19 protein-coding genes are annotated in these 22883 nt (G+C 41.0%); 8 read left to right on the top strand and 11 right to left on the bottom strand.

Going from position 1 to position 22883, the window contains the following annotated elements; genetic code table 11:
• Positions 1–3 precede the first annotated feature (3 nt).
• On the top strand, positions 4–966 hold the full coding sequence (locus tag LPB86_RS06675; protein ID WP_230641991.1) for a MoxR family ATPase: 963 nt from the start codon (positions 4–6) through the stop codon (positions 964–966).
• A 9-nt stretch (positions 967–975) separates the two neighbouring features.
• Here the strand turns inward: LPB86_RS06675 and LPB86_RS06670 are convergent, their stop codons facing one another.
• The 7 genes from LPB86_RS06670 to mutL form a co-directional block, all read right to left on the bottom strand.
• Positions 976–1851: a glycerophosphodiester phosphodiesterase family protein gene (locus LPB86_RS06670; protein WP_230641990.1), complete on the bottom strand. Its 876-nt coding sequence runs from the start codon at positions 1849–1851 to the stop codon at positions 976–978.
• Between the two features lie 28 nt (positions 1852–1879).
• Positions 1880–2746 (bottom strand): DUF4440 domain-containing protein, encoded by an 867-nt coding sequence (locus LPB86_RS06665; protein ID WP_230641989.1) that lies wholly within the window; start codon positions 2744–2746, stop codon positions 1880–1882.
• 36 nt (positions 2747–2782) lie between these two features.
• Entirely contained in the window at positions 2783–4255 is a 1473-nt protein-coding gene (cysS, locus tag LPB86_RS06660; protein ID WP_230641988.1) for a cysteine--tRNA ligase, read from the bottom strand.
• A 67-nt stretch (positions 4256–4322) separates the two neighbouring features.
• Positions 4323–5435 carry an endonuclease/exonuclease/phosphatase family protein gene (locus LPB86_RS06655; RefSeq protein ID WP_230641987.1) on the bottom strand — a complete coding sequence of 371 codons (1113 nt, stop codon included), beginning with the start codon at positions 5433–5435 and terminating at the stop codon, positions 4323–4325.
• A gap of 5 nt (positions 5436–5440) precedes the next feature.
• Entirely contained in the window at positions 5441–6337 is an 897-nt protein-coding gene (locus LPB86_RS06650; protein WP_230641986.1) for a rhomboid family intramembrane serine protease, read from the bottom strand.
• Positions 6330–7067 carry a rhomboid family intramembrane serine protease gene (locus LPB86_RS06645; protein WP_230641985.1) on the bottom strand — a complete coding sequence of 246 codons (738 nt, stop codon included), beginning with the start codon at positions 7065–7067 and terminating at the stop codon, positions 6330–6332. Before LPB86_RS06645 ends, LPB86_RS06650 begins: the two co-directional genes overlap by 8 nt.
• Entirely contained in the window at positions 7068–8972 is a 1905-nt protein-coding gene (gene mutL / locus LPB86_RS06640; RefSeq protein ID WP_230641984.1) for a DNA mismatch repair endonuclease MutL, read from the bottom strand.
• 88 nt (positions 8973–9060) lie between these two features.
• Here mutL and LPB86_RS06635 point away from each other — a divergent pair, with 88 nt between their 5' ends.
• Positions 9061–10812, top strand: coding sequence for a serine hydrolase (locus LPB86_RS06635; RefSeq protein ID WP_230641983.1), 1752 nt, complete (start codon positions 9061–9063; stop codon positions 10810–10812).
• A gap of 78 nt (positions 10813–10890) precedes the next feature.
• On the opposite strand, the gene LPB86_RS06630 is transcribed toward LPB86_RS06635, so the two are convergent.
• Positions 10891–11301, bottom strand: coding sequence for a BrxA/BrxB family bacilliredoxin (locus LPB86_RS06630; protein WP_230641982.1), 411 nt, complete (start codon positions 11299–11301; stop codon positions 10891–10893).
• A 368-nt stretch (positions 11302–11669) separates the two neighbouring features.
• Between LPB86_RS06630 and ahcY the strand changes: the two genes are divergently transcribed.
• Entirely contained in the window at positions 11670–12986 is a 1317-nt protein-coding gene (ahcY, locus tag LPB86_RS06625; RefSeq protein WP_230641981.1) for an adenosylhomocysteinase, read from the top strand.
• 66 nt (positions 12987–13052) lie between these two features.
• On the opposite strand, the gene LPB86_RS06620 is transcribed toward ahcY, so the two are convergent.
• The gene (locus tag LPB86_RS06620) at positions 13053–14693 is read right to left on the bottom strand and encodes a glycosyltransferase family 39 protein (RefSeq protein ID WP_230641980.1); all 1641 of its coding nucleotides are present in this window, start codon (positions 14691–14693) and stop codon (positions 13053–13055) included.
• Positions 14694–15094: 401 nt separating this feature from the next.
• A complete protein-coding gene (locus LPB86_RS06615) occupies positions 15095–15289 on the bottom strand; it encodes a hypothetical protein (RefSeq protein WP_230641979.1) in 195 nt (64 codons plus the stop codon).
• Between the two features lie 45 nt (positions 15290–15334).
• On the opposite strand from LPB86_RS06615, the gene LPB86_RS06610 reads away from it, so the two are divergent.
• From LPB86_RS06610 to LPB86_RS06600, 3 genes are all read left to right on the top strand, one after another.
• Positions 15335–16054, top strand: coding sequence for a pyridoxine 5'-phosphate synthase (locus LPB86_RS06610; protein ID WP_230641978.1), 720 nt, complete (start codon positions 15335–15337; stop codon positions 16052–16054).
• Between the two features lie 75 nt (positions 16055–16129).
• Positions 16130–19012 carry an aminomethyl-transferring glycine dehydrogenase gene (gene gcvP / locus LPB86_RS06605; RefSeq protein ID WP_230641977.1) on the top strand — a complete coding sequence of 961 codons (2883 nt, stop codon included), beginning with the start codon at positions 16130–16132 and terminating at the stop codon, positions 19010–19012.
• Positions 19013–19149: 137 nt separating this feature from the next.
• Positions 19150–19551 carry a response regulator gene (locus LPB86_RS06600; RefSeq protein WP_230641975.1) on the top strand — a complete coding sequence of 134 codons (402 nt, stop codon included), beginning with the start codon at positions 19150–19152 and terminating at the stop codon, positions 19549–19551.
• On the opposite strand, the gene LPB86_RS06595 is transcribed toward LPB86_RS06600, so the two are convergent.
• Positions 19548–20312 (bottom strand): MBL fold metallo-hydrolase, encoded by a 765-nt coding sequence (locus tag LPB86_RS06595; protein ID WP_230641973.1) that lies wholly within the window; start codon positions 20310–20312, stop codon positions 19548–19550. The genes LPB86_RS06600 and LPB86_RS06595 overlap by 4 nt on opposite strands.
• 109 nt (positions 20313–20421) lie before the next feature.
• Between LPB86_RS06595 and recJ the strand changes: the two genes are divergently transcribed.
• Positions 20422–22125: a single-stranded-DNA-specific exonuclease RecJ gene (recJ, locus tag LPB86_RS06590; protein ID WP_230641971.1), complete on the top strand. Its 1704-nt coding sequence runs from the start codon at positions 20422–20424 to the stop codon at positions 22123–22125.
• Between the two features lie 9 nt (positions 22126–22134).
• On the top strand, positions 22135–22869 hold the full coding sequence (lptB, locus tag LPB86_RS06585; protein WP_230641970.1) for an LPS export ABC transporter ATP-binding protein: 735 nt from the start codon (positions 22135–22137) through the stop codon (positions 22867–22869).
• Positions 22870–22883 lie beyond the last annotated feature (14 nt).

The raw sequence follows: 22883 nt of genomic DNA, 5'->3' as shown, positions 1-22883 counted from the left end.
AGCATGGCATTTAACAATGATATCGAAGCCGTAGATGCGCTTCATCAGTCTTACAAAGCGATAAAAAATGAGATTGGTAAAGTTGTCATCGGGCAGGATGAGGTTGTTAAATCTGTATTGATCTCTATTTTTAGTAACGGGCATTGTTTGCTGGTGGGCGTACCTGGCTTAGCCAAAACCTTACTGGTTCAAACTGTTGCCGGGGTATTGGATTTAAATTTTAACAGGATCCAGTTTACACCAGACCTTATGCCCAGTGATATCATTGGAGCAGAAATATTAGGAGAAGACAGGACTTTTAAGTTTATTAAAGGCCCTGTTTTTTCTAACATTGTACTTGCTGATGAGATTAACCGTACACCTCCAAAAACCCAGGCAGCCTTACTGGAAGCCATGCAGGAAAAGTCGGTTACGGCAGCGGGCCATAAACACATTTTACCCAAACCATTTTTTGTGCTGGCCACTCAAAATCCTATTGAGCAGGAAGGCACCTATCCATTACCGGAGGCGCAACTTGACCGGTTTATGTTTAATGTGCAACTGGGCTACCCTACTTTTGAGGATGAGCTGACCATTGTTAAAAACACCACCAGTAACCATACTTCAGTATTAAAGAAAATTATCAATGCTGATCAGATTCAATATTTTCAGGACCTGATTAGAAATATCCCGGTTACGGATCATGTATTGGAATATGCGGTTAAGTTAGCCGGCAAAACCCGTCCACATACGCCACTGGCTACCGAAGAGGTAAACAAATACATCAACTGGGGTGCTGGACCAAGGGCTTCTCAATTCCTTGTATTGGGTGCCAAATGCCATGCTGCAATTTCAGGCAAATATGCGCCGGATACAGAAGATGTGCAAGCTGTGGCTACAGCCATATTGAGGCACCGCATTGTACGAAATTACCGCGCAGAGGCCGAGGGCCTGAGTATAGAACACATCATTAAAAATCTATTTTAGTTGCTGGCACTAACGTGCCATTTGATAGACATTGGGATAGTCGGTCACAATTCCATCTACCCCTAAGTTTAGCAGGTATTTAAAGTCCTTTACCGAGTTAACCGTCCAGGGTATGATTTTTACGCCGGCCTCATGACAACGATCTACCAGTCCTTTACCTACCAGGACGTAATACGGACTATAATAGTCTGGTTTAAAGCCCAGGACCTGCAAGCTTTCTTCAAAATCCTTTTTCTCATCTACCATCAGCGCAGTTTTAATTTTTGGATAGTGTATATGCAGGTATTGTAATGTTCTAATGTCCAGCGATTGAATAACCACTCTTTTAGTGAGCTTCTTTTTCTTTACAATTTCCATAATCCGCTCAATAAATATAGCAGAGTCTGGCTGGTATTCGCCATCGCCATTGCGGATTAAAGCGGTTTCAATGTTATATAATGGTTTAGGCAATTTCCGCTTTTTAACATACAGCTCTACAGAGTCTATCACCTCATTTAATAAAGGTTTGTAGGCTTTGATTTTCATTTGCCCGGGGAAACGGGCATGCACTTTACTCCCTACATCAAATTTACGGACCTCCTCATAATCCATTTTAAAGATGTTGTACTTCTTTTCTTCTTTAAAGGAAATCGGCTTACCATCAGGCTTCAGACTAATTTCATTGTTAAAATAGGGCTCATGAGAAAGCACCACTTTTTCATCTTTGGAGATCACCACGCCCATGTTTAACATGTTTACACCTAAATCTAACGCCTTCAACATCCCGGGAATGGTATTTTCTGGCATGATCCCCCTGGCACCCTGATGACCTGTGAGTATAAAAGTTTGGGCCTGCAATTGCAAGGCCCATAACAGTATAAATGTAAATAACGATGTTTTAAACATGCTTTATCAGTCTAATCCCTGCATTTGACTAGCGCTCTGCAGGCGTATAAATTTGTGCGATGAGGTTCCAGTTGTGGTCTGCCTGACGTTCGTAGATGAAGATGTAATTGAAACTTTCTCTCAAATCTGCTTTATAGTCTACAGTAGCCAAACCGTAGGTATAAGCCAAATCACCACCCAATGCCTTATCAGCCTTAGTAGTTTTTAAAGCCACTTTGCTCATCATTCCGTTATAGAAAGCAACAACATTATCTTTTCCAATGATCGGTTCACGACCGGGAAAAATAACCCTCGCATCTGGATTCAGAAAACCAGAAAATGCAGCAACGCCATAAGATTTTAATGTAGCGCCCAATGTTTTTTCTGTGGTCAGGATAATTTCCCTTCCCGCAGCCATTTGTTTTTCATTGGCAAATTGCGGCCTGTAGAAAGCAGCTGGTTCTTTATGCTGAACAACTACCTTATTTAAAGGCTTATTGTGCGAAACACCCATATCCAGGCTAAGTTCCCATTTTCCGTTTACCGCTTTCCAAACACTTAAATATTGTCCGTATTCCTTTTTCTCTCCATCTATTACATAAGGGCCAGTGGTAAAACCCCAGTCGCCACTTTTAGATACTTTTGCCAAAGCCGGGCTCCAGCTTAAGTTTTTCATATCTGGCTGCGCAGCATAGTATGTTCTGGAATTTACAGGATTTGGGGTAAAAGACAAAGCATCTGTGGCAGCATACTTATGAAATGCTTCTTTAGTGCCGTTTTTAGCTACACTTTCAGAAAACTCTTGTTCTGCATTTACTAAAGATTTGGTGCTATTGTCACTGCGCTGGGCGTATGTGCCAATGCTTACTAAAGTAAATGATGCGGCAAGGGCGGTAACGATAATTTTATTTGTCATATGTGTTAAATTGAAAACGTTGCTAATATAGGTTATTTATGATTTACTCCAGGTAGTTCCTTCTTTACTATCTTTTAGTTGTATGCCCATGCTTTGTAAACCGATGCGGATTTTATCAGAAGTAGCATAATCCTTATTTTCTTTGGCTGCTTTTCTTAATTCAATAACCATATCCAATACCGCATTAAGCTCTATATTGGAGGAGTCTTCATCTTTTAAGCCAAAAACATCAAATACAAAATCGTTCATGAGTTGCTTTAACTGTTCCAATTCAGTTGCTGAAAGCTGTCCTTTGCCATCGTAAACGGTATTGATGATGCGCACGGCTTCAAATAATTCTGCAATCACCACCGGACTGTTGAAATCATCATTCATTGCTTTAAGGCAATTGGCTTTGATTTCTTCAATATTGAAAGATTCCTGTTCGTCAGTTCGCTCCGTTGGAACAAGTTTATCCAATAAGCTTACCGCATTCATTAACCTGCGGAAGCCTTTTTCAGAAGCATCTAATGCATCGTTACTAAAATCAAGCGTACTGCGGTAATGCGCCTGCAGCATAAAGAACTTAACGGTCATGGGACTATAGCCCTTACGTAACAAATCGTGGTCGCCGGTAAACAACTGCCCGGGTAAAAAGCCGTTTCCTGCACTTTTAGACATCCTAACGCCATTTACAGTAAGCATATTGGTATGCATCCAGTATCTTGCAGGTTGTACATGGTTACAAGCTTCGGACTGTGCAATTTCATTGGTATGGTGCGTTGCAGCCAGGTCCATTCCCCCACCATGAATATCAAACTCACGGCCAAGGTATTTAGAACTCATTGCTGAACACTCAATGTGCCAGCCCGGAAAACCTTCTCCCCAGGGAGATGCCCAACGCATTAAAGTTTCTGGCTTAGCTTTTATCCAAAGCGCAAAATCAAGTCTGCCCTTTTTCTCATTCTGCCCACCAAGTTCACGCGTGTTGGCCAGCATGTCTTCCAGGTTTCTATTGGTTAAAATGGTATAGTTATAGGTTTCGCTGTATTTCTCAACGTCAAAGTAAACATTACCATCAATTTCGTAAGCATACCCATTTTCCAAAATTTCTTGGATCATGCCTATTTGCTCAATTATATGGCCTGTAGCAGTGGGCTCGATGCTTGGTGGAAGGGTATTGAACATGGCCAGTACCTCATGGAACCCAAGGGTATACTTCTGAACAATTTCCATTGGCTCCAATTGCTCCAGCTTGGCTCTTTTAGCAAATTTGTCATCCCCTTCATCACGATCACCCTCTAAATGTCCGGCATCCGTAATGTTCCTTACATAACGAACTTTATAACCCAGGTATTTAAGGTACCTAAAAATTAAATCAAAGGAAATAAAGGTGCGACAGTTACCCAGATGCACGTCACTATACACAGTAGGGCCACAAACATACATCCCAACATGAGGCGCATTTAAGGGTTCAAAAGGTTCTTTCTTTCTGGTAAGGGTATTGTAGAGCTGTAAGCCGTCTTTCATTAAAGTATTATTTTATATGGCCGGAAGTTTACACCTGTTAAATTCCGGGTTTGCAAATGTAAAAAAATTAGGGGGTTAATCTCAAATCACTTCTAAGCGGAAAATGGTCAGAAAGTTTAGCTTCGATAACCCGGTGATTGATGACTTCGATATCTTTAGTTACGGCGATATAGTCGATTTGAAAATTGGGAAATTTGCCATTGTAGGTGGTACCGAAGCCTTCTCCTTTTTTTACAAAGGTTTTCTGCAACGATTTAGTAAGTTGTGTAACCGCATAGGAAGCAGGCGTATCGTTAAAATCACCCGCAATTAAATAAGGACTTGTGCAGGTCTTCATGTGCGCCTTCATTAAATCTACCTGGGCACTTCTCTTTAAAAAAGCAGATTTAAGCATTCCTATAATCCTTCTGGAAGGCACAATCTCCGCATCCATCTTCTTCTTTACCTTATCCAGGTACTCGTAGTCCTGTTTTACAAAGGAAATGGACTGCAGGTGTACATTATAAATGCGGATTAACTTTTTATTTACTTCCAGGTCTACATAAATACTTGAATTGCCGCTATGGTTGGCATCAAACCAAATGGTGCCTTTATCTTTTATGGCATATTTTGAAAAAATAGCGAGTCCCATAGCCTCATAATCATTCTTTTGAGAGGGCACAAAGTAATAATGCTTGGTCTTTAAGATCCGTTTTAAACTATCGGTGAGGTCAAATGCGCCCTTCTTTCTGGTAAAATATTCCTGAAAGGCAATTACATCCGGGTCTTCCGTTCTCACCAGGTTAAGGATTTGATTCTTTACGGAATCTGAATTACCGGGCTCGTAAGGCTTGAAATTGTGAACATTGTAGGTCATCATCCGCAAAAGCGTTGTATCCTTTTTAGGCCCTGCGCCTTCAGTTCCTTTAAAACTAAATGTGGCAATAAACACACGGTTACCTGCAAATATCAATGCTACGGTAAGTACTGCATAGATAATTCTTTTGCGGAGCAACCAAAATAAAGCGGTTAAAACATTAAGGACTAAAAGGTAGGGATAAGCCAGTCCGAAAAATGGGATATACTTATTTGTCCTTGGATCTATGCTGCCGGCCAGCATCCCCAATATAAGCGAAATAGCCAAAATGACTGCAATAAAGCCCAGCAGCTTATTAAAAAAAGTCGTTTTGGATTTTTTCATCAATTTTAAGAATGTTTACTTGCTTTAAACAGCGTCTCTTTTTCTTCCTTACTCAGTTTATCGTACCCACTTTTAGAAATCTTATCCAAAATGGAATCAATTACCTGCTGGTTTACTTTATCTGAGGCTTCAGACCTGTTTCTGGTATTTACGGAAGACCTGTAGTTTTCGTTTTTGACAACCTTTAATTTTGATTTCTTTTTGAACCATTGGGAAGTGTTAAAGATTGTACTCCAATCTGTACCATTCTGAAGCATTTTGATGTACATAAATCCAAATAGTGCCCCACCAAGGTGTGCAAAACTACCTCCTGCATTTGCGGAGCCAATACCGATTAGATCAAGTACCACATAGGCAAGGGCGAGGTACTTAAGCTTAACATCGCCAAAAAGAATTAACCGAATGGCATAATTTGGCAGCAAGGTAGCTGTGGCCACCACAATACCCATTACAGATGCCGAAGCACCGATGATTGTTGCAGAACCGGCAGCAGCTGCAAAAACCGGGAATACATTAAAACCCAACAAAAAGACCAATGCTCCTGATGCACCTGAAAACAGGTACACAAAATGAAATTGGCGAGGCTTTAAAAAATCCAGAAAAATCTGTCCCAGCCAAAAGAGGCCAAGCATGTTGAATAATAAATGCAGGAAACCCTGATGAAAAAACTGGAATGTGAGCAGGGTATAGAAGCGTAAAGGCAATGCTGCAAAAGAAGATGGAAAGCCAAAGTACTCACGGATCAGTTCATCCAGGTCCAAGCTGCCTTTACCTAACATAATCCCCACGCCAATCAATGCTGTAAGCACGTAAATGATCACATTTATACCTATATAAAAGGCAACTGGATTACCCGACTTAAAAACCTTAAACTTGAGCTCCTGAAAAATATTATTATTCATAGTAGTCGTAAAATGTATTTTTATTGCGCCATAACTTTACAAGGATAAAACCAATGAGCGCACCACCAATATGGGCATAATGGGCGATGGAATCTCCAGGCAGGTTCGCTACGCCCAGGCTTAGTTCTACAAGTATATATACAGGAATGACGTATTTAGCTTTAACCGGAACAGGGATAAACAACAGCATCAGTTCAGCATCTGGATATAACATCCCAAAGGCAATCAGAAGTCCAAATATAGCGCCTGAAGCCCCTACCATAGGTACCGTATAGATGCTTCTAAATGTATCGGCCGCTTGCTCGCTTAAGCCCGACATGTGTAATGTTGACATCCCTTCTGCAAGATCAACCGTTATTGAGCTTGGATTAAACACTGATCCTGTAATCTGATAAACCTCAAAAGCTTGAACACCCCATTGTAATGCCAGTGCGCCAAGGCCGGTAATCAAATAAAAATTCAGGAATCGTTTTGCGCCCCAATGTCCTTCCAGGATGGAACCAAAGGAATACAAAGCAAACATGTTAAAAAAGATATGGGCCAAACCCCCATGCATAAACATATAGGTAATGGGCTGCCATATGCTGAACATGGGAGAATCAAAATAAACAGCTCCCAGATAAAAACCTAAATTAATACCATTAGATTCAAAAACATATGTAGCAGCAAAAAACAGGATATTTATAATCAGCAGGTTTTTGGTAACAGGAGGTATATATATATTATTCATTTATGATTTATCAAATTTCTTATCCAATTCAGTCAAACCAATGGTCTGGATTACAGGCTTGCCGCTGATGCTAAAGTTAGGCGTTTTACAGGCAAAAAGCTGCTCAATCAAGGTATTCATTTCCTCCTGTCCAAGGCTGGTCCCATTTTTAATGGCACTGTTCCTTGCCATACTTCTTGCCAGCGCATCCCGCTTATCCAGCTTCAACTCTTGCTGTGAGTTTTTAAAGCCTTCAATCAGGTGTTCAAAAAGCTGCGTTTCATTAATATTGGCGCTTCCCAGATCTACAGGGATCCCTTCAATCACCAAGGTGTTTTTACCAAATTCACGCACTTCAAAACCAAGGCTTTTGATGTCATCCAGCAAACTCTTAGCCAGTTCGTAATCATTAGGACTAAGCGTAACTGTTTGCGGGAACAAGCTCTGCTGTGAAGCACCTTTTCTGTCTTCCAGATGTACAATAAAGCGTTCGTAAAGGATACGCTCGTGCGCTGCCTGCTGGTCAATTACCATTAAACCTGATTTGATTTGTGAAATGATATAACGGTTGTGCAGCTGCATGTATTGCTTTTGCAAGGGTGCAAAAGTTTCCTCTTTGCCGCTCCCCGGCAAATCCATACTGGCTTGTTCGGCAGTGGCATGGTTGGCGATTTCGTATAAAGAACCCCAGTTTTTTGCACTTGGCGCCATATTGCCTCCGGAACCATAGCTTTTTGAAAAAGAAGCGTAAGCACCATAGCTTTCCTTGCGCTCAAACCGGTCATTAGATTCTCCGGAAGAACCCTGCTGATCTCCGGCAAAAGGATTAAATTCAGGATTAAAACTGATGGTTGGCGGAATGACATCTTCTAAAGGCTTAGGCGTAATCATTGCGCTAAACCCTGTTTCCTGATCAAAATCTATTGTAGGGCTGATGTTAAACCTCCCTAATGAGCGCTTAACTGCCGAATGAATAATGGCATAAATAGACTTTTCTTCGAGGTATTTGATTTCAGTTTTAGTGGGGTGTACATTAACGTCGATCTTTGCGGGATCTATATCAATGAACAGCACGTAAAGTGGAAAAACATCGTCTGCCAGCAGTTCCTCATAGGCTTTATTTACTGCGTGGTTTAAATAGGCATCTTTGATAAACCTGTTGTTTACAAAAAAGAATTGCTCGCCACGCGTCCTTTTGGCAAATTCGGGTTTCCCTATAAATCCTTTTAAATTGATGATGGTGGTTTCTTCTTCAACCGGAATTAACCGCTCATTGTAATTGTTGCCAAATAAATGAACAATACGTTGTTTGAGTGTGGAGGCAGGAAGACGAAAGACTTCTATCCCATCATGGTGCAGCGTAAATGCAATGGCCGGATTAGCCAGCGCTACGCGCTGAAATTCATCCATGATATGGCGCATCTCTGCAGGATTACTTTTCAGGAAATTCCGGCGTGCAGGCGTATTGTAAAATAAGTTTTTAACACAGATGCTGGTTCCTGCAGCAGTGGCTACGGGCTCCTGATTGATTACTGAAGAACCTTCAATTTCTATTAGGGTACCAAGTTCATCTTCATGCCTCCGGGTCTTCATTTCTACCTGGGCAATAGCTGCAATGGAAGCCATGGCTTCTCCCCTAAAGCCCATTGTCCGAATGGCAAAAAGGTCTTCTGCCTTGCGTACTTTAGAAGTTGCATGACGCTCAAAGCACATCCTGGCATCGGTAACACTCATTCCACAACCATTGTCAATTACCTGAATCAAGGCTTTTCCGGCATCTTTAAGAATGAGTTGTATTTTATTCCCCCCGGCGTCTAATGCGTTTTCCAACAGCTCCTTCACGGCCGATGCCGGCCTTTGTACCACTTCACCCGCGGCAATCTGATTGGCAACACTGTCTGGTAGAAGCTGTATGATATCTGACATCTGTATCTCTGGTAAAAGTTGCTAATTTAACTAAAATAAGGCTTACTTAAAGAGATTGGTACAGTTTTTATATCTTTATGGTTATCATATGAGAAAAGCCTACATTTTATTACTTACTGTAATATTTACCTTAAATGCCTGTGCGCAGGAACACAAAAAAAACGAAACGCGTTTAAATATTATCAACACCATTATCCGTAATACAAGCCTCTTAAATAACCAGAATAAGGTGATCCCTTTGCTTGAATTACAGCAAAAAAACATAGCTTCTGTAAATCTTGGGTTCAGCTATCAGCGCATTACGGATAGCCTTTTAAATAAGTATACCAGGGTTACTTCTTTTGATGCCGAAAAGTACAAAAATTCGGCTACACTTAATGAACTGGAAGATGACCTGAAGTACTTTAATACGGTGATGATTATGCTTTCGGAGCCGCAAATAAGTAATCCAAAGTACATGAGTTTTGTACAGACACTATCAAAGAGCAAACAAGTGATTATAGGCTTATTTAGTTCTGGCAATACCTTAATGAACTTCAATTTAAGCAACACCCCTATTATATGGAGCAGACAGAGTGACGCGGAGGCCGCAGCTATAGTCCCTCAAATGATTTTTGGAGGGATTGGCATAGGCGGCAGCTATGCGACACGCTTAAAATATACCGTTCCTGAAGATGCTGGCGTAAATGCCGATGACCTGCTGGAAATTGATAAAATTGCCCAGGAGACCATTACAGAAAGAGCTGCGCCCGGACTGGTGGTACTGGTAGCAAAAGACGGCAAAGTGATTTTTAACAAGGCTTATGGAAACCATACTTACGATGCGGTAATGCCGGATCAGGTAACCGACATTTTTGACCTTGCTTCTCTGACTAAAACCACGGCCACTACACCTACTGTAATGAGACTGGTACAGGAACAAAAATTAAATCTGGACACCAATATTGGCGCTTACATCCCAAAAGCGAGAACTACAGCCATGAACAACATCAGCGTGCGCGAAGTGATGTTACACCAGGCCGGCTTTATCCCCTACATTCCTTTTCAGGATGCCATTAAGGCTACTGACCATAGTTCAGATTCTTCTTCTGCCTTCCCTACCAAGGTAGCAGATGGATATTATGTACGCAAAGATTATTTCAAGGAGGTGATGTGGCCCAAAATGTTAAACGCCCCAATTAAAACCAGGGGTAAATATGTTTACAGTGACATCAGCATGTATGTGATGAAAGATATTGTGGAGCGGATTAGTGGCAAACCGCTGAACCAATATGTGCAGGAAAATTTCTATGGACCATTGGGAATGCAAACAGCCGGCTTTTTACCCAGAAACCGCTTTAGCAAAGATCAGATTGTACCTACAGAAAATGACACCTATTTTAGGAAGACTTTGCTTTTAGGTTACGTTCACGATCAGGGCGCTGCCCTGGTGGGAGGTGTATCTGGTCATGCGGGCTTATTTGCGAGTGCCAATGATGTAGCCATTTTATATCAGATGTTTTTAAATAAAGGTGCTTACGGTGGCCAGGAGTACTTCTTCCCTCAAACTGTGGATCGGTTTACCGCAAAGCAATCTGATGTAAGTAGAAGGGGATTGGGATTTGACAGGTGGGACCCACTGGCAAGTAACCGCTATCCGGCCGACAATGCTTCGCCACAAACTTACGGACATACAGGCTATACCGGCACTTGTGTTTGGGTTGACCCAACCAGAGGTCTGGTGTATGTGTTCTTATCCAACAGAATTAACCCTACGGTATCTGAAAAGCTCGGAAAATTAAGAATCAGGGCAAGAATTCAGGAGGTGATCAACAAGGCAATTGACAAGGGCACAAAGTAGTTGAATAAAAGAAGCCAGTGTTCATAAAAAACACTGGCTTCTTTTGTAATGAGATCAGCCCTTAAAGCCTTTCAATTTTTAGCAATACTGATCAAAAGCACCAATCAGGCTATCGGCAATCATTTGTGCCGGACGACCTTCAATTTGATGACGCTCAATCATGTGTACCAATTTACCATCTTTAAACAGCGCCATTGAAGGTGATGATGGCGGGAAAGGAATCATATAACCTCTTGCGCGGTCTACAGCTTCTTTCTCCATACCTGCAAAAACGGTGATTAATTTAGTCGGGTGTTTTTCATTGGCAGCAGCCAAACGTGCTGCCGGACGTGCGTTTGCAGCAGCGCAACCGCATACAGAATTTACCACAACAAACACAGTCCCTTCAGACTGAATAGCGCTGTCTACATCTGCCGCAGTTTTCATTTCTTCAAAACCTACTTTGGTCAATTCTGCACGCATAGGTTCTACTAAATATTCTGGATACATATCTTTATTTCTTTAATTTTCTTTTTGAATAATGCAAAGATAGGCTGCCCCCTTGTAGCATCAAAGCATAACCTTTTAACCCTTTTCAGTTTTTACCTTCAAATTACTTAAACAACTCACAATTACAGCGGTGTCTGCAGTGGACAAATAGATTAGCTGTGGTAAAAGGTTTTGCTGATTTTCTATACAGAAGTTAGCTGGTAAAATATTGGTCATAAAGATAAGCTGGGTTGGTATTTGAAAGAAAATATCAAATCAAAATTGTTTACTTTTGTAGTGCTTTATTCATTGTATTTGCAAATTGTTTGCACAGACACTTTCTACAGCAACATAAACAATTGATTTTAAACAAATTAAATAATAATTTCATGTCATCAGTAGAGACGACTTACGTTCCTTATAAAGTTAAGGACATTTCACTGGCAGAATGGGGCCGCAAAGAGATCGGATTAGCTGAAGCAGAAATGCCAGGCTTAATGTCGTTACGTGCAGAATTTGGTCCATCTAAACCCTTAAAAGGTGCCCGCATTGCAGGCTGCTTACACATGACCATTCAAACCGCTGTTTTAATTGAAACATTGGTAGAACTTGGTGCGGAAGTAACCTGGTCATCTTGCAATATCTTCTCCACACAAGATCATGCTGCTGCTGCTATTGCTGCTGCAGGCATACAAGTTTATGCGTGGAAAGGCCTTGACGAAGCCAGTTTTGACTGGTGCATTGAGCAAACCCTGCATTTTGGTCCGGAGCAACAACCGTTAAACATGATCCTCGATGACGGTGGTGATTTAACCAACATGGTATTTGACAGGTTCCCTGAGCTAATTGCGGACATCAAAGGGCTATCTGAAGAAACTACTACAGGTGTACACCGCTTATATGAGCGTATGAAAAACGGAACCTTACATTTACCTGCTATTAACGTAAATGACTCGGTTACCAAATCTAAATTTGACAACAAATATGGCTGCCGTGAATCTTTGGTTGACGCAATTCGTCGCGCTACTGATTTAATGCTTGCAGGTAAAGTTGCTGTGGTTGCAGGTTACGGAGACGTGGGTAAAGGTTCTGCTGAATCATTAAGCTCACAAGGTGTACGTGTAATTGTATCTGAAATTGATCCAATTTGTGCACTACAAGCTGCAATGGAAGGATATGAAGTTAAGAAATTTGCTAACGCAGTTTTAGAAGCCGACATTATTGTAACCACTACTGGTAACTGTGATATCGTTCGTGCAGAGCACTTCAGATCAATGAAAGACAAAGCGATTGTTTGTAACATCGGTCACTTTGACAACGAAATTGATGTAGCCTGGTTAAACAAAAACTATGGTGACACCAAAATAGAGATTAAACCACAGGTAGATAAATATACCATTGACGGAAAAGACATCATTTTATTGGCTGAAGGCCGCTTGGTAAACTTGGGCTGTGCTACTGGTCACCCTAGCTTTGTAATGTCTGCTTCGTTTACCAACCAAACGCTGGCACAGTTAGAACTTTGGACAAATACAGATCAGTACGAAAATCAGGTTTATGTACTTCCTAAGCATTTAGACGAGAAAGTAGCTCGTTTACACCTGGCAAAAATTGGTGTAGAACTGGATGTTTTAGATCAACACCAGGCAGATTATATAGGTGTGCCTGTTGAAGGCCCATTTAAAGCCGATACGTACAGATACTAAATCAAAACAACTTATCATATGAGGGGATGCAAACAGCATCCCCTTTTTTTATGCCCTAAAATTCAGCTAATGAAGTTTTACCAAATAAAAATGTTCTAAAACAGCTGCTCTGGTATTTGCATTCAAGAATTTTCCGCTAAGCTTGGTAATGTGATAGTTCTCAAAAGATTTTAGTACTTCCGTTTTGTATTTACTTTTTATGTTTTGTAATTCAGTATCCTGAACATAGATAACGAGGTCTCTTGTTGCTACCGCCTTGTCCAGGTCTTCATAACTCATTAAATATTTCACTTCAGCATTGGCGTAGAAATCAAAAGAATAAGCATCAACGTTGAGCAGCACAGCCGGCTTAGCTTCAGGGTAATTAGCCCTCAGCCATTGGCCTGCCTGCATCCCCCCCTCATATTTTAATAGTGCAGGATAGAAGAACAAATAGAGGAAAGACATTAAACCAATAGAAATAGCTGCATTACGGCCAACAATAGCCGAAACAGACTTTTCTTTAAAAAAGACAAATGCCGAAATGGCAATAAGCAGCAATGCGCTTATCATCCAATAAGCGTGTTCAAAGCCCGAAAAAACAGCAATTACCCCAAGCAGAATAAAGACCAGAACATATATAACGGTATGTACGGTGTAAAATACCTTTAATGGTTTGCCCTCCAATTTCTCCATATACAAAGCCGTAATAATGGCAAACTGCGGAAAAACGATCAAAATGTAATGTGGCAGCTGGAATTTTGAGAATGAAAAAAGCAAAAAGGTTACCGCTGCGCTCGCCCACAGGATGATGCTTTCGTCGGCAAGTTCTGCTCTGTTCTTCTTTTTAAACAAATTTACAACTGCCGTATACAATAGTACAGACCAGGGCAAAAATGCCCAGAGTGTGGTATGCAGAAAAAAGGATTTATCGCCAGACCCTTTAATTGGCCCGCTATTGAAAAAGCGGCCAAACTGGCTATCCCAAAAGAAAAACTTTAAGCCGGAAACGCCCCTGCTCCCAAAAACAACCTTCTCTGGATGAAGGTCAAATTGATGGTAAAGGCTATATAACTCAGGCGAAATAAAGACAAAGATAAGCACAATTGCCAGCCACCATTTTATTTTAATAAGTTGCTTATACTGCTTTGTAAACAACCAGTAGATGATAAAACCAGCAAAAACAGGAATCAATACAAATATGCCTTTTACCATAATTGCACAGGCTGTGAAGAAAGAACCGGCGACCAAATGCACAACAGAACTTTGATGCGCCCTGTAATAATGATAGATAGAAGCCAATGTGAAGGTAGTTATGTATATTTCTGCCCTTACATCAAAGGTAGAAATGAGTACATGAAGTGCAGATAGAAAAATCACCACACTCCTTAAACCTATCCTGTCCGTATATATGCTTTTAGCGAGTTGGTACACATACCAGGCACCAAGCAGCCCAACTAAAAAAGAAGGGAGTTTATACGCAAAAGCGGAAATGCCAAAAACCTTAAAAAACAATGCCGCAATCCAGAACGGAAGATGAGGTTTATCCAGCCAATCTGCCCCACGAACATACAGGTTCAGCCAGTCGTTATATAAAATATTGTTCTTAGCTATAGAAGCGTATAAAGCACTATCGGGCTCCATGATGCCGCCAAAAACCCCCAGAAAACCAAAAGCAGCCAAAAGGCAAATTAAAATCACATATAACTTTTCCTCTTTAATTTTCATCCGTATATATCAGCTTTCATCCGCTTCAAATCTAAGAATTTTAAATTACCCGCATATGACCGCCCCACCATAGAAAGCCAAACTGCTTTAAAACATCTTTTCTCCCTACCTTTTTTCGGACAAAAAAATAAACCCACTTTAAGGACCTTTTTTCTTTTCCTTCAAAAAGAAAAGCAGTCCGCCTTTTTAGGGATAAAAATAAACCCTCTTTAAGGACCTTTTTTCTTTTCCTTCAAAAAGAAAAGCAGTCCGCCTTTTTAGGGATGAAAAATAAACCCTCTTTAAGGACCTTTTTTCTTTTCCTTCAAAAGAAAAGCAGTCCGCCCTTTTTAGGGAAGAAAAATAAACCCTCTTTGAGGACCTTTTTTCTTTTCCTTCAAAAAGAAAAGCAGTCCGCCCTTTTAGGGAAGAAAAATAAACCCTCTTTGAGGACCTTTTTTCTTTTTCTTCAAAAAGAAAAGCAGTCCGCCTTTTTTGGACAAAAAAATAAACCCTCTTTTCGGACCTTTTTTCTTTTTCTTCAAAAAGAAAAGCAGTCCGCCTTTTTTGGACAAAAAAATAAACCCTCTTTTCGGACCTTTTTTCTTTTCCTTCAAAAGAAAAGCAGTCCGAAAAGAGGGTTTATTTTTTAACTTTGTACAATGGCAAATCTTTCGGTAAACATCAACAAAATAGCTACGCTGCGCAACAGTCGCGGTGGCAACAACCCCGACCTTGTAAAAGTAGCGTTAGACTGTGAACGTTTCGGTGCCCAGGGGATCACCGTACACCCAAGACCTGATGAGAGACACATCCGATATCAGGACGTATACGATTTAAAAGCGGTGATAAAAACTGAATTTAACATCGAAGGCAATTGCCGGGAACAGAAATTTGTTGACCTCGTTTTAGCCAATAAGCCTGCGCAGGTTACGTTGGTTCCCGATGTAGAAGGACAAATTACCTCAAACCACGGCTGGGACACGATTAAGCACAAAGATTACCTTAAGGAAATGATAGCACTGTTTCAAAACGCAGGTATCAGGGTATCCATTTTTGTAGATCCGGTTGTAGAAATGGTTACCGCTGCCGCAGAAAGTGGAACAGACCGGATAGAGCTGTATACCGAAGCCTATGCCCATAATTATTACGACAACAGGGAAAAAGCAATTGTTGCCTATGTAGCTGCTGCCCATAAGGCACACGAAATTGGCCTGGGCATCAATGCGGGCCACGACCTCGATCTGCACAACTTAAAATATTTTGCCCACAGCATCCCCGGTCTGCTGGAAGTTTCCATTGGCCATGCCCTAATTAGCGATGCTTTATATCTGGGACTGGAAAGCACCATACAATTATACTTAAAGCAACTTTTACCATAAGTAGATTAGCATTTTTTACGGTTGGTAATCGCAGGTAAAATATTTACCTTTGCGCAACTTTTATTCATAGACTCAATGAGCTTAAATATTCATTACCAGGAAGATTTTAAAGATCGCCACATCGCTCCAAATGCAGATGATACTGCAGCAATGTTAAATACATTAGGACTAAGTTCTGTAGATGAACTGATCGAACAAACAGTTCCGCAAAAGATCAGGTTAAAGCAGCCTTTAAACCTACCTGTAGCAAAGTCTGAAAAAGAATACCTGATCAGCTTAAAACAGACTGCTTCTTTAAATAAAGTCTTCAAATCTTACATTGGCCAGGGATACTACGATACCCTTACCCCTGGTGTAATTTTACGTAATGTATTTGAAAACCCGGGATGGTATACCCAATATACGCCGTATCAGGCAGAGATTGCACAAGGTCGTCTTCAGGCCTTGTTAAATTTCCAAACCATGGTCATTGACCTTACAGGAATGGAAATTGCCAACGCATCTTTACTTGATGAAGGTACAGCTGCTGCAGAAGCGATGTTTATGCAGTTCAGCTTGCGCAAAAATCAGGCAGCCCGTAAATTCTTTGTATCGGAACTGCTTTTTGCACAAACCATTGATATTTTAAAAACCAGAGCAAATCCTTTTGGAATTGAGCTTGTAATTGGCGATCACCAAAGCCAAATCTTAAATGAGGAGTTTTTTGGTGCTATTATTCAATATCCAGCCGGAAACGGTGAGGTATTTGATTATACTGCTTTTGCACAAAACGCACATGAGCTAAATGTTAAAGTAACAGTTGTTGCTGATATTTTAAGCTTAACCCTGCTCACTCCTCCGGGAGAGTGGGGTGCAGATGTTGTGGTAGGTACTACCCAACGTTTTGGCGTACCTATGGGTTTTGGTGGCCCTCATGCTGCTTATTTTGCGACCAAAGAAGAATACAAACGTGCTATTCCAGGACGTATCATCGGTGTAACGATTGACAGCGACAACAACTATGCGCTGCGTATGGCATTACAAACCAGAGAGCAACACATCCGCAGGGATAAGGCAACCTCTAACATTTGTACTGCACAAGCTTTGCTGGCTATTATGGCTGGTTTTTACGCTGTATATCATGGTCCTAAAGGCTTAAAAGCAATTGCAGAACGTACGCATGGATTAACAGTTTCTTTGGCTAAATCATTGGAACTGGCTGGCTACACACAATTGAATAACGCTTACTTTGACACCATCCGTTTAGACCTTGGAAACCTCAAAGATTCTATCCAACGTGAATGTGTGGACAATGAGCTTAATTTAAACTACAACGGCAGTATGGTAAGCATCTCTTTAGATGAAACCACCTCTGTTGAAGACATAAAATTAATCACTAAAATCTTTTCTAAAGTTAAAGGCATTGCTGCTGATAGTGCAGAGCTGATTACCGACAATATTGAGACTGTAATTCCGCAAACTTTACAGCGTACATCTGACTATTTAGGCCATCCAATATTTAACTCGCACCATTCTGAACATGAAATGTTGCGTTACATTAAAGCACTGGAAGCAAAAGACCTTTCTTTGTGCCATTCTATGATTGCATTGGGTTCATGTACCATGAAACTGAATGCAACTACAGAAATGATCCCTGTAACCTGGCCAGAGTTTGGAAAGATCCACCCATTTGCACCAGCAGATCAGGTAGCTGGTTACTACACTGTATTTAATGAAATTGACAAATGGCTGAGTGAAATTACTGGTTTTGCGGCCATGAGCTTACAGCCAAACGCTGGTGCTCAAGGTGAGTATGCCGGTTTAATGGTAATTAGAGCTTACCATCAGGATCGTGGTGATCACCACCGTAATATCGCTTTAATTCCTTCTTCTGCACACGGAACAAATCCTGCTTCGGCAGCAATGGCCGGTATGAAAGTAGTGGTGGTTAAATCTTTAGAAAACGGAAATATTGATGTAGACGACTTAAAAGCGAAAGCGGAAGAGCATGCTGCAAATCTTTCTTGTTTAATGGTTACTTATCCATCTACACATGGTGTATTTGAAGAAAGCATCATTGATATCTGTAACATCATTCATGAAAATGGTGGACAGGTTTATATGGATGGTGCCAATATGAATGCACAAGTTGGATTAACCAGTCCTGCTAATATTGGAGCTGATGTTTGCCATTTAAACTTACACAAAACATTCTGTATCCCGCACGGTGGTGGCGGACCAGGCATGGGCCCTATTGGTGTGGCAAAACACCTGGTACCTTACCTTCCAGGTCATGCTGTGGTAGATATCGACAATGGAAAATCTATACACGCCGTATCTTCTGCTCCATGGGGATCTGCATCTATATTGATCATCTCTCATGCTTACATTGCCATGATGGGTGCCGAGGGATTAACCAATGCTACAAAATATGCTATCCTGAATGCAAACTACATGAAAGCACGCCTGGAAGAACATTTCCCGGTATTGTATTCTGGTAGTCAGGGAAGATGTGCACACGAAATGATCTTAGACTGCCGGGGCTTTAAAAACTTTGGAATTGAAGTGGTGGACATTGCTAAACGTTTAATGGATTACGGTTTCCATGCGCCTACTGTGTCCTTCCCGGTTGCAGGTACATTAATGGTAGAACCTACGGAAAGCGAGCCTAAACATGAGCTTGACCGTTTTTGTGATGCTTTAATTGCAATCAGAAAAGAAATCACCGCTGTAGAAAACGGAGATTTAGATAAGGCTGATAATCCACTGAAAAATGCGCCTCATACCGCAGCCGTGGTAACTGGTGATGATTGGAACCATAGCTACAGCAGACAAGTTGCAGCGTTTCCATTGCCATATGTAGCAGCGCATAAATTCTGGCCATCAGTTGGTCGTGTAAATGATTCCTTCGGAGACCGCTCGCTGATTTGCGCATGTCCTCCTATAGAAAGTTATATGGAAGAAGCAGTATCGCTATAAACGAAAAATAAAACCAATGAGAATAAAGGCCATATAGAAATATTATGGCCTTTATTGTATAAAATCATATAGGCGTTTAAACATTTACATATCTAATTACTACCTTTATGCTATAATAGCACAAAGGTTTATTAAAAATGATGGATTCTAAGATTAATTTACTTGTTATCGACGACGATGACATCAATATATTCATCATAAAGAAAATTGTAGAAAAAACAGGCTACAATGTGGAGATGACTGCAAAAAGCAACGGTCAACTTGCTATTGACCATTTAAATAACGCTATAAAAACTAATGCAACGCTCCCGCAACTGATATTGGTAGATATTAATATGCCAGTATTAAATGGATGGGAATTTATTGAGGCATTTGAAACCATAGCATGCCCTGTTAAACCCGATATTTACATGCTTTCATCTTCGGTTTATGAAAATGATATCGAAAAGGCAAAGTCTTACAAAGATGTAAACGGCTTTATTTCAAAACCACTCTCCATAGATAGACTTATAGAATTGTTAAAAGCCCTGAAAGTCTAAATCACGGCAAAAACACCATCATTATAAGTAATGTGTCCGGTTGTTTTATCCTTACCATGGTAAAACAAACAGTTCCAGTTTTCTATTGCGGCTTGCTTCCCATAGGCTTCACGAAGCTCCATCGCTTTGCGGCCATCGTAGTCATACTTGGCAATAAATTTACGCAGCAGCTCTCCCGGCTCTGGCAAAACATCTCCACCAAAAAACACTTTATCTTGTCCATCATCCAGCAACCAGGCCTGATGATAAGGTGTATGTGCACCCGTTAGCTCATGGCGTATTTGCGGCGTAAAATCACCGGTATCCTCAACAAATGCCAACTGGGCATTACGTTGCAGAAAATCAAAAATCTCCGTACGATAAGAGGAAGAGGTATTGGTAAAAGCACTCTCCCATTCTCCACGCTGGATTACATAGGTAGCATTCGGAAAACTCAGCGACATTAAATTATCTACTTTATGCACCATACCACCTGAATGGTCATAATGCAAATGAGACATCAATACATAATCTACATCATCGGGATTAAATCCGGCTTTTTTGATGTTCTGGTGCAGGATCAGTTCACCTTTATCGTTACTGTAACCCAGTCCGGTATCCAGGAGCAGCAACTGATTCCCTAATTTTACCAGAAATGGCTGTACGCTAATAAATAAAGATGCGGGCCTATCTTTGGGGTTGTCTTTCTGTGGATCAAATGGGATAAACTTTTTGTCAGCAGCTACAGAATAAGAACCTTCGTATAAAGTGAAAACTTGCAATTGGATAAGTATTAGTATGAATAAGAAGAATAATTAATGATAACTTTACCATCAATTGCAAAGATATGGAATTGACAGCTTCATTCTTTAATGTAACGAATATATACCGATGGAGAAAAGATGGGTGCAGGCGCTGCCAGGTGTTAAAGAAACTACAGATCTGCTTGCACAACAATTAAATATAGACAGCAGCCTGGCAAATATTTTGGTACAAAGGGGCATTACCTCTTTTGATGAAGCCAAAGATTTCTTCAGGCCACAGCTAGCAGCATTGCATGACCCTTTCCTGATGAAGGATATGGACAAAGCAATTACCCGCATAGATGAAGCGCTTGAAAAAGGCGAAAAAATAATGGTTTATGGCGATTATGATGTAGATGGAACAACCTCCGTTGCACTTACCTATAGCTTTTTAAGCCAATTTACCACACAGATTGAATATTACATTCCCGACAGGCACAAAGAAGGTTACGGAATATCTACCGCAGGGATCGATTATGCAAAGGCACAGCACATTAGTCTTATCATCGCTTTAGACTGCGGGATAAAATCAACCGACAAGATAGATTATGCCAATAGCCTTGGCCTGGATTTCATTATCTGCGATCACCATCTACCGGGAGATGAGCTACCGGCAGCAGCGGCAGTACTGGACCCAAAGCGAAGTGATTGCTCCTACCCATTCAAAGAACTTGCGGGTTGCGGCATTGGATTTAAACTAGCACAGGCGTATTGTATCAGCCATCAGCTTCCGCCTCATCTTTACGAACAATACCTTGATTTGGTAATGGTAAGCATTGCGGCAGATATTGTCCCGGTAGTTGATGAGAACCGCATTCTGGCTTATTATGGCCTGATTAAGTTAAATACCAATCCATGTACCGGCTTAAAAGCTTTGTTAGACAGCTGCCATAAAACCAAAGACTACACCCTTACAGATGTGGTGTTTACCCTTGCACCCCGCATTAATGCTGCCGGCAGAATGGACCACGCCAACCAGGCTGTAAAAATGTTACTCTGCAATACAGATGACCTGGCTAAAGAACAAAGTCTGTTTATTAACCTGCAGAATACCGACAGGAAGTTATCTGATCAAACCATTACCGCTGAGGCCTTTGCCCTCATTGATGAATGCGAGGTACTCATCAATAAGAAAACTACCGTAGTTTATAATGAGAAATGGAACAAAGGAGTTATTGGAATTGTAGCTTCCAGGCTCACAGAAAAATACTACAGGCCCACAATTGTGCTAACCGCATCTAACGGCACCGTTACAGGCTCTGCCAGATCGGTAGCTGGTTATGACCTCTACGAAGCCCTGGTAGGATGTGCCGACCTCCTTATTCAGTTTGGAGGGCATAAATTTGCCGCCGGACTTACACTTAAGCCAGAAAATATTACCGCCTTTTCTGATCGTTTTGAAGAGATTGTGTCTGCCACCATTACTGAAAATTTACTTTGTCCGGAAATTAATATTGATACGGCGCTAGAGTTTTCGCAGATAGACGGGAAATTTCAGCGCATATTGGCTCAAATGGCTCCCTTCGGTCCCTCCAATCCGGCGCCTGTATTTGTAACCCACAATGTAACAATAGTAGGAAGAGCATATATTGTTGGGATTAAACATTTAAAATTGAACATAAAACAACAAAATTCAACTATTTTTGAAGCCATTGGTTTCGGACTTGCTGAATTTGAAAGCCTTTTACAACCAAACCGGCCTTTTTCTGTTTGTTATACAGTAGAAGAAAATGTTTGGAAAGAAAATAGGCGTTTGCAACTGAACATCAAAGCAATACGGTTTGATACATAACATACCTGGATGATACTAAGAGCAGAGAATCTAATCAAGAAATATAAACAAAGAACAGTTGTTAACAACGTATCCTTCAATGTAAGTCAGGGAGAAATTGTTGGTTTACTTGGGCCTAACGGCGCCGGTAAAACCACTTCATTTTACATGATTGTGGGTTTAATAAAACCCAATGAAGGCACTATCTTTTTAGATGATACCGATATTACCAGCGATCCAATGTACCGCAGGGCACAAAAAGGTATCGGTTATCTGGCTCAGGAGGCCTCTGTATTCAGGAAACTCTCTGTTGAAGACAACATCCTTGCTATTCTGGAGATGACCGATATGGGAAAAGAAGAGCGCCTGCACAACCTTGAAGAACTCATCAATGAATTCAGCCTTCATAAAGTGCGAAAAAACAGGGGCGATTTACTTTCCGGAGGAGAACGAAGACGTACTGAAATTGCAAGGGCATTAGCCGCAAGCCCAAACTTCATCCTGCTGGATGAGCCATTTGCCGGTGTAGACCCTATTGCAGTAGAAGAAATTCAGTCCATCGTGTACAAGCTTAAAAAGAAAAATATAGGCATACTTATTACAGACCATAATGTGCAGGAAACCTTGTCTATTACAGACCGTGCCTATCTCCTCTTTGAAGGTAAAATATTAGAATCAGGCACCCCAGAAATATTGGCCGCCAATGAAATGGTGCGGAAAGTATATTTAGGTTCAAACTTCGTTTTACGTAAAAAAAACCTGTAACCTATCTTTAAAAC

This window comes from Pedobacter sp. MC2016-14, assembly GCF_020991475.1.
Lineage (GTDB): Bacteria > Bacteroidota > Bacteroidia > Sphingobacteriales > Sphingobacteriaceae > Pedobacter.
This window is presented reverse-complemented; position numbering and strand designations above follow the sequence as displayed.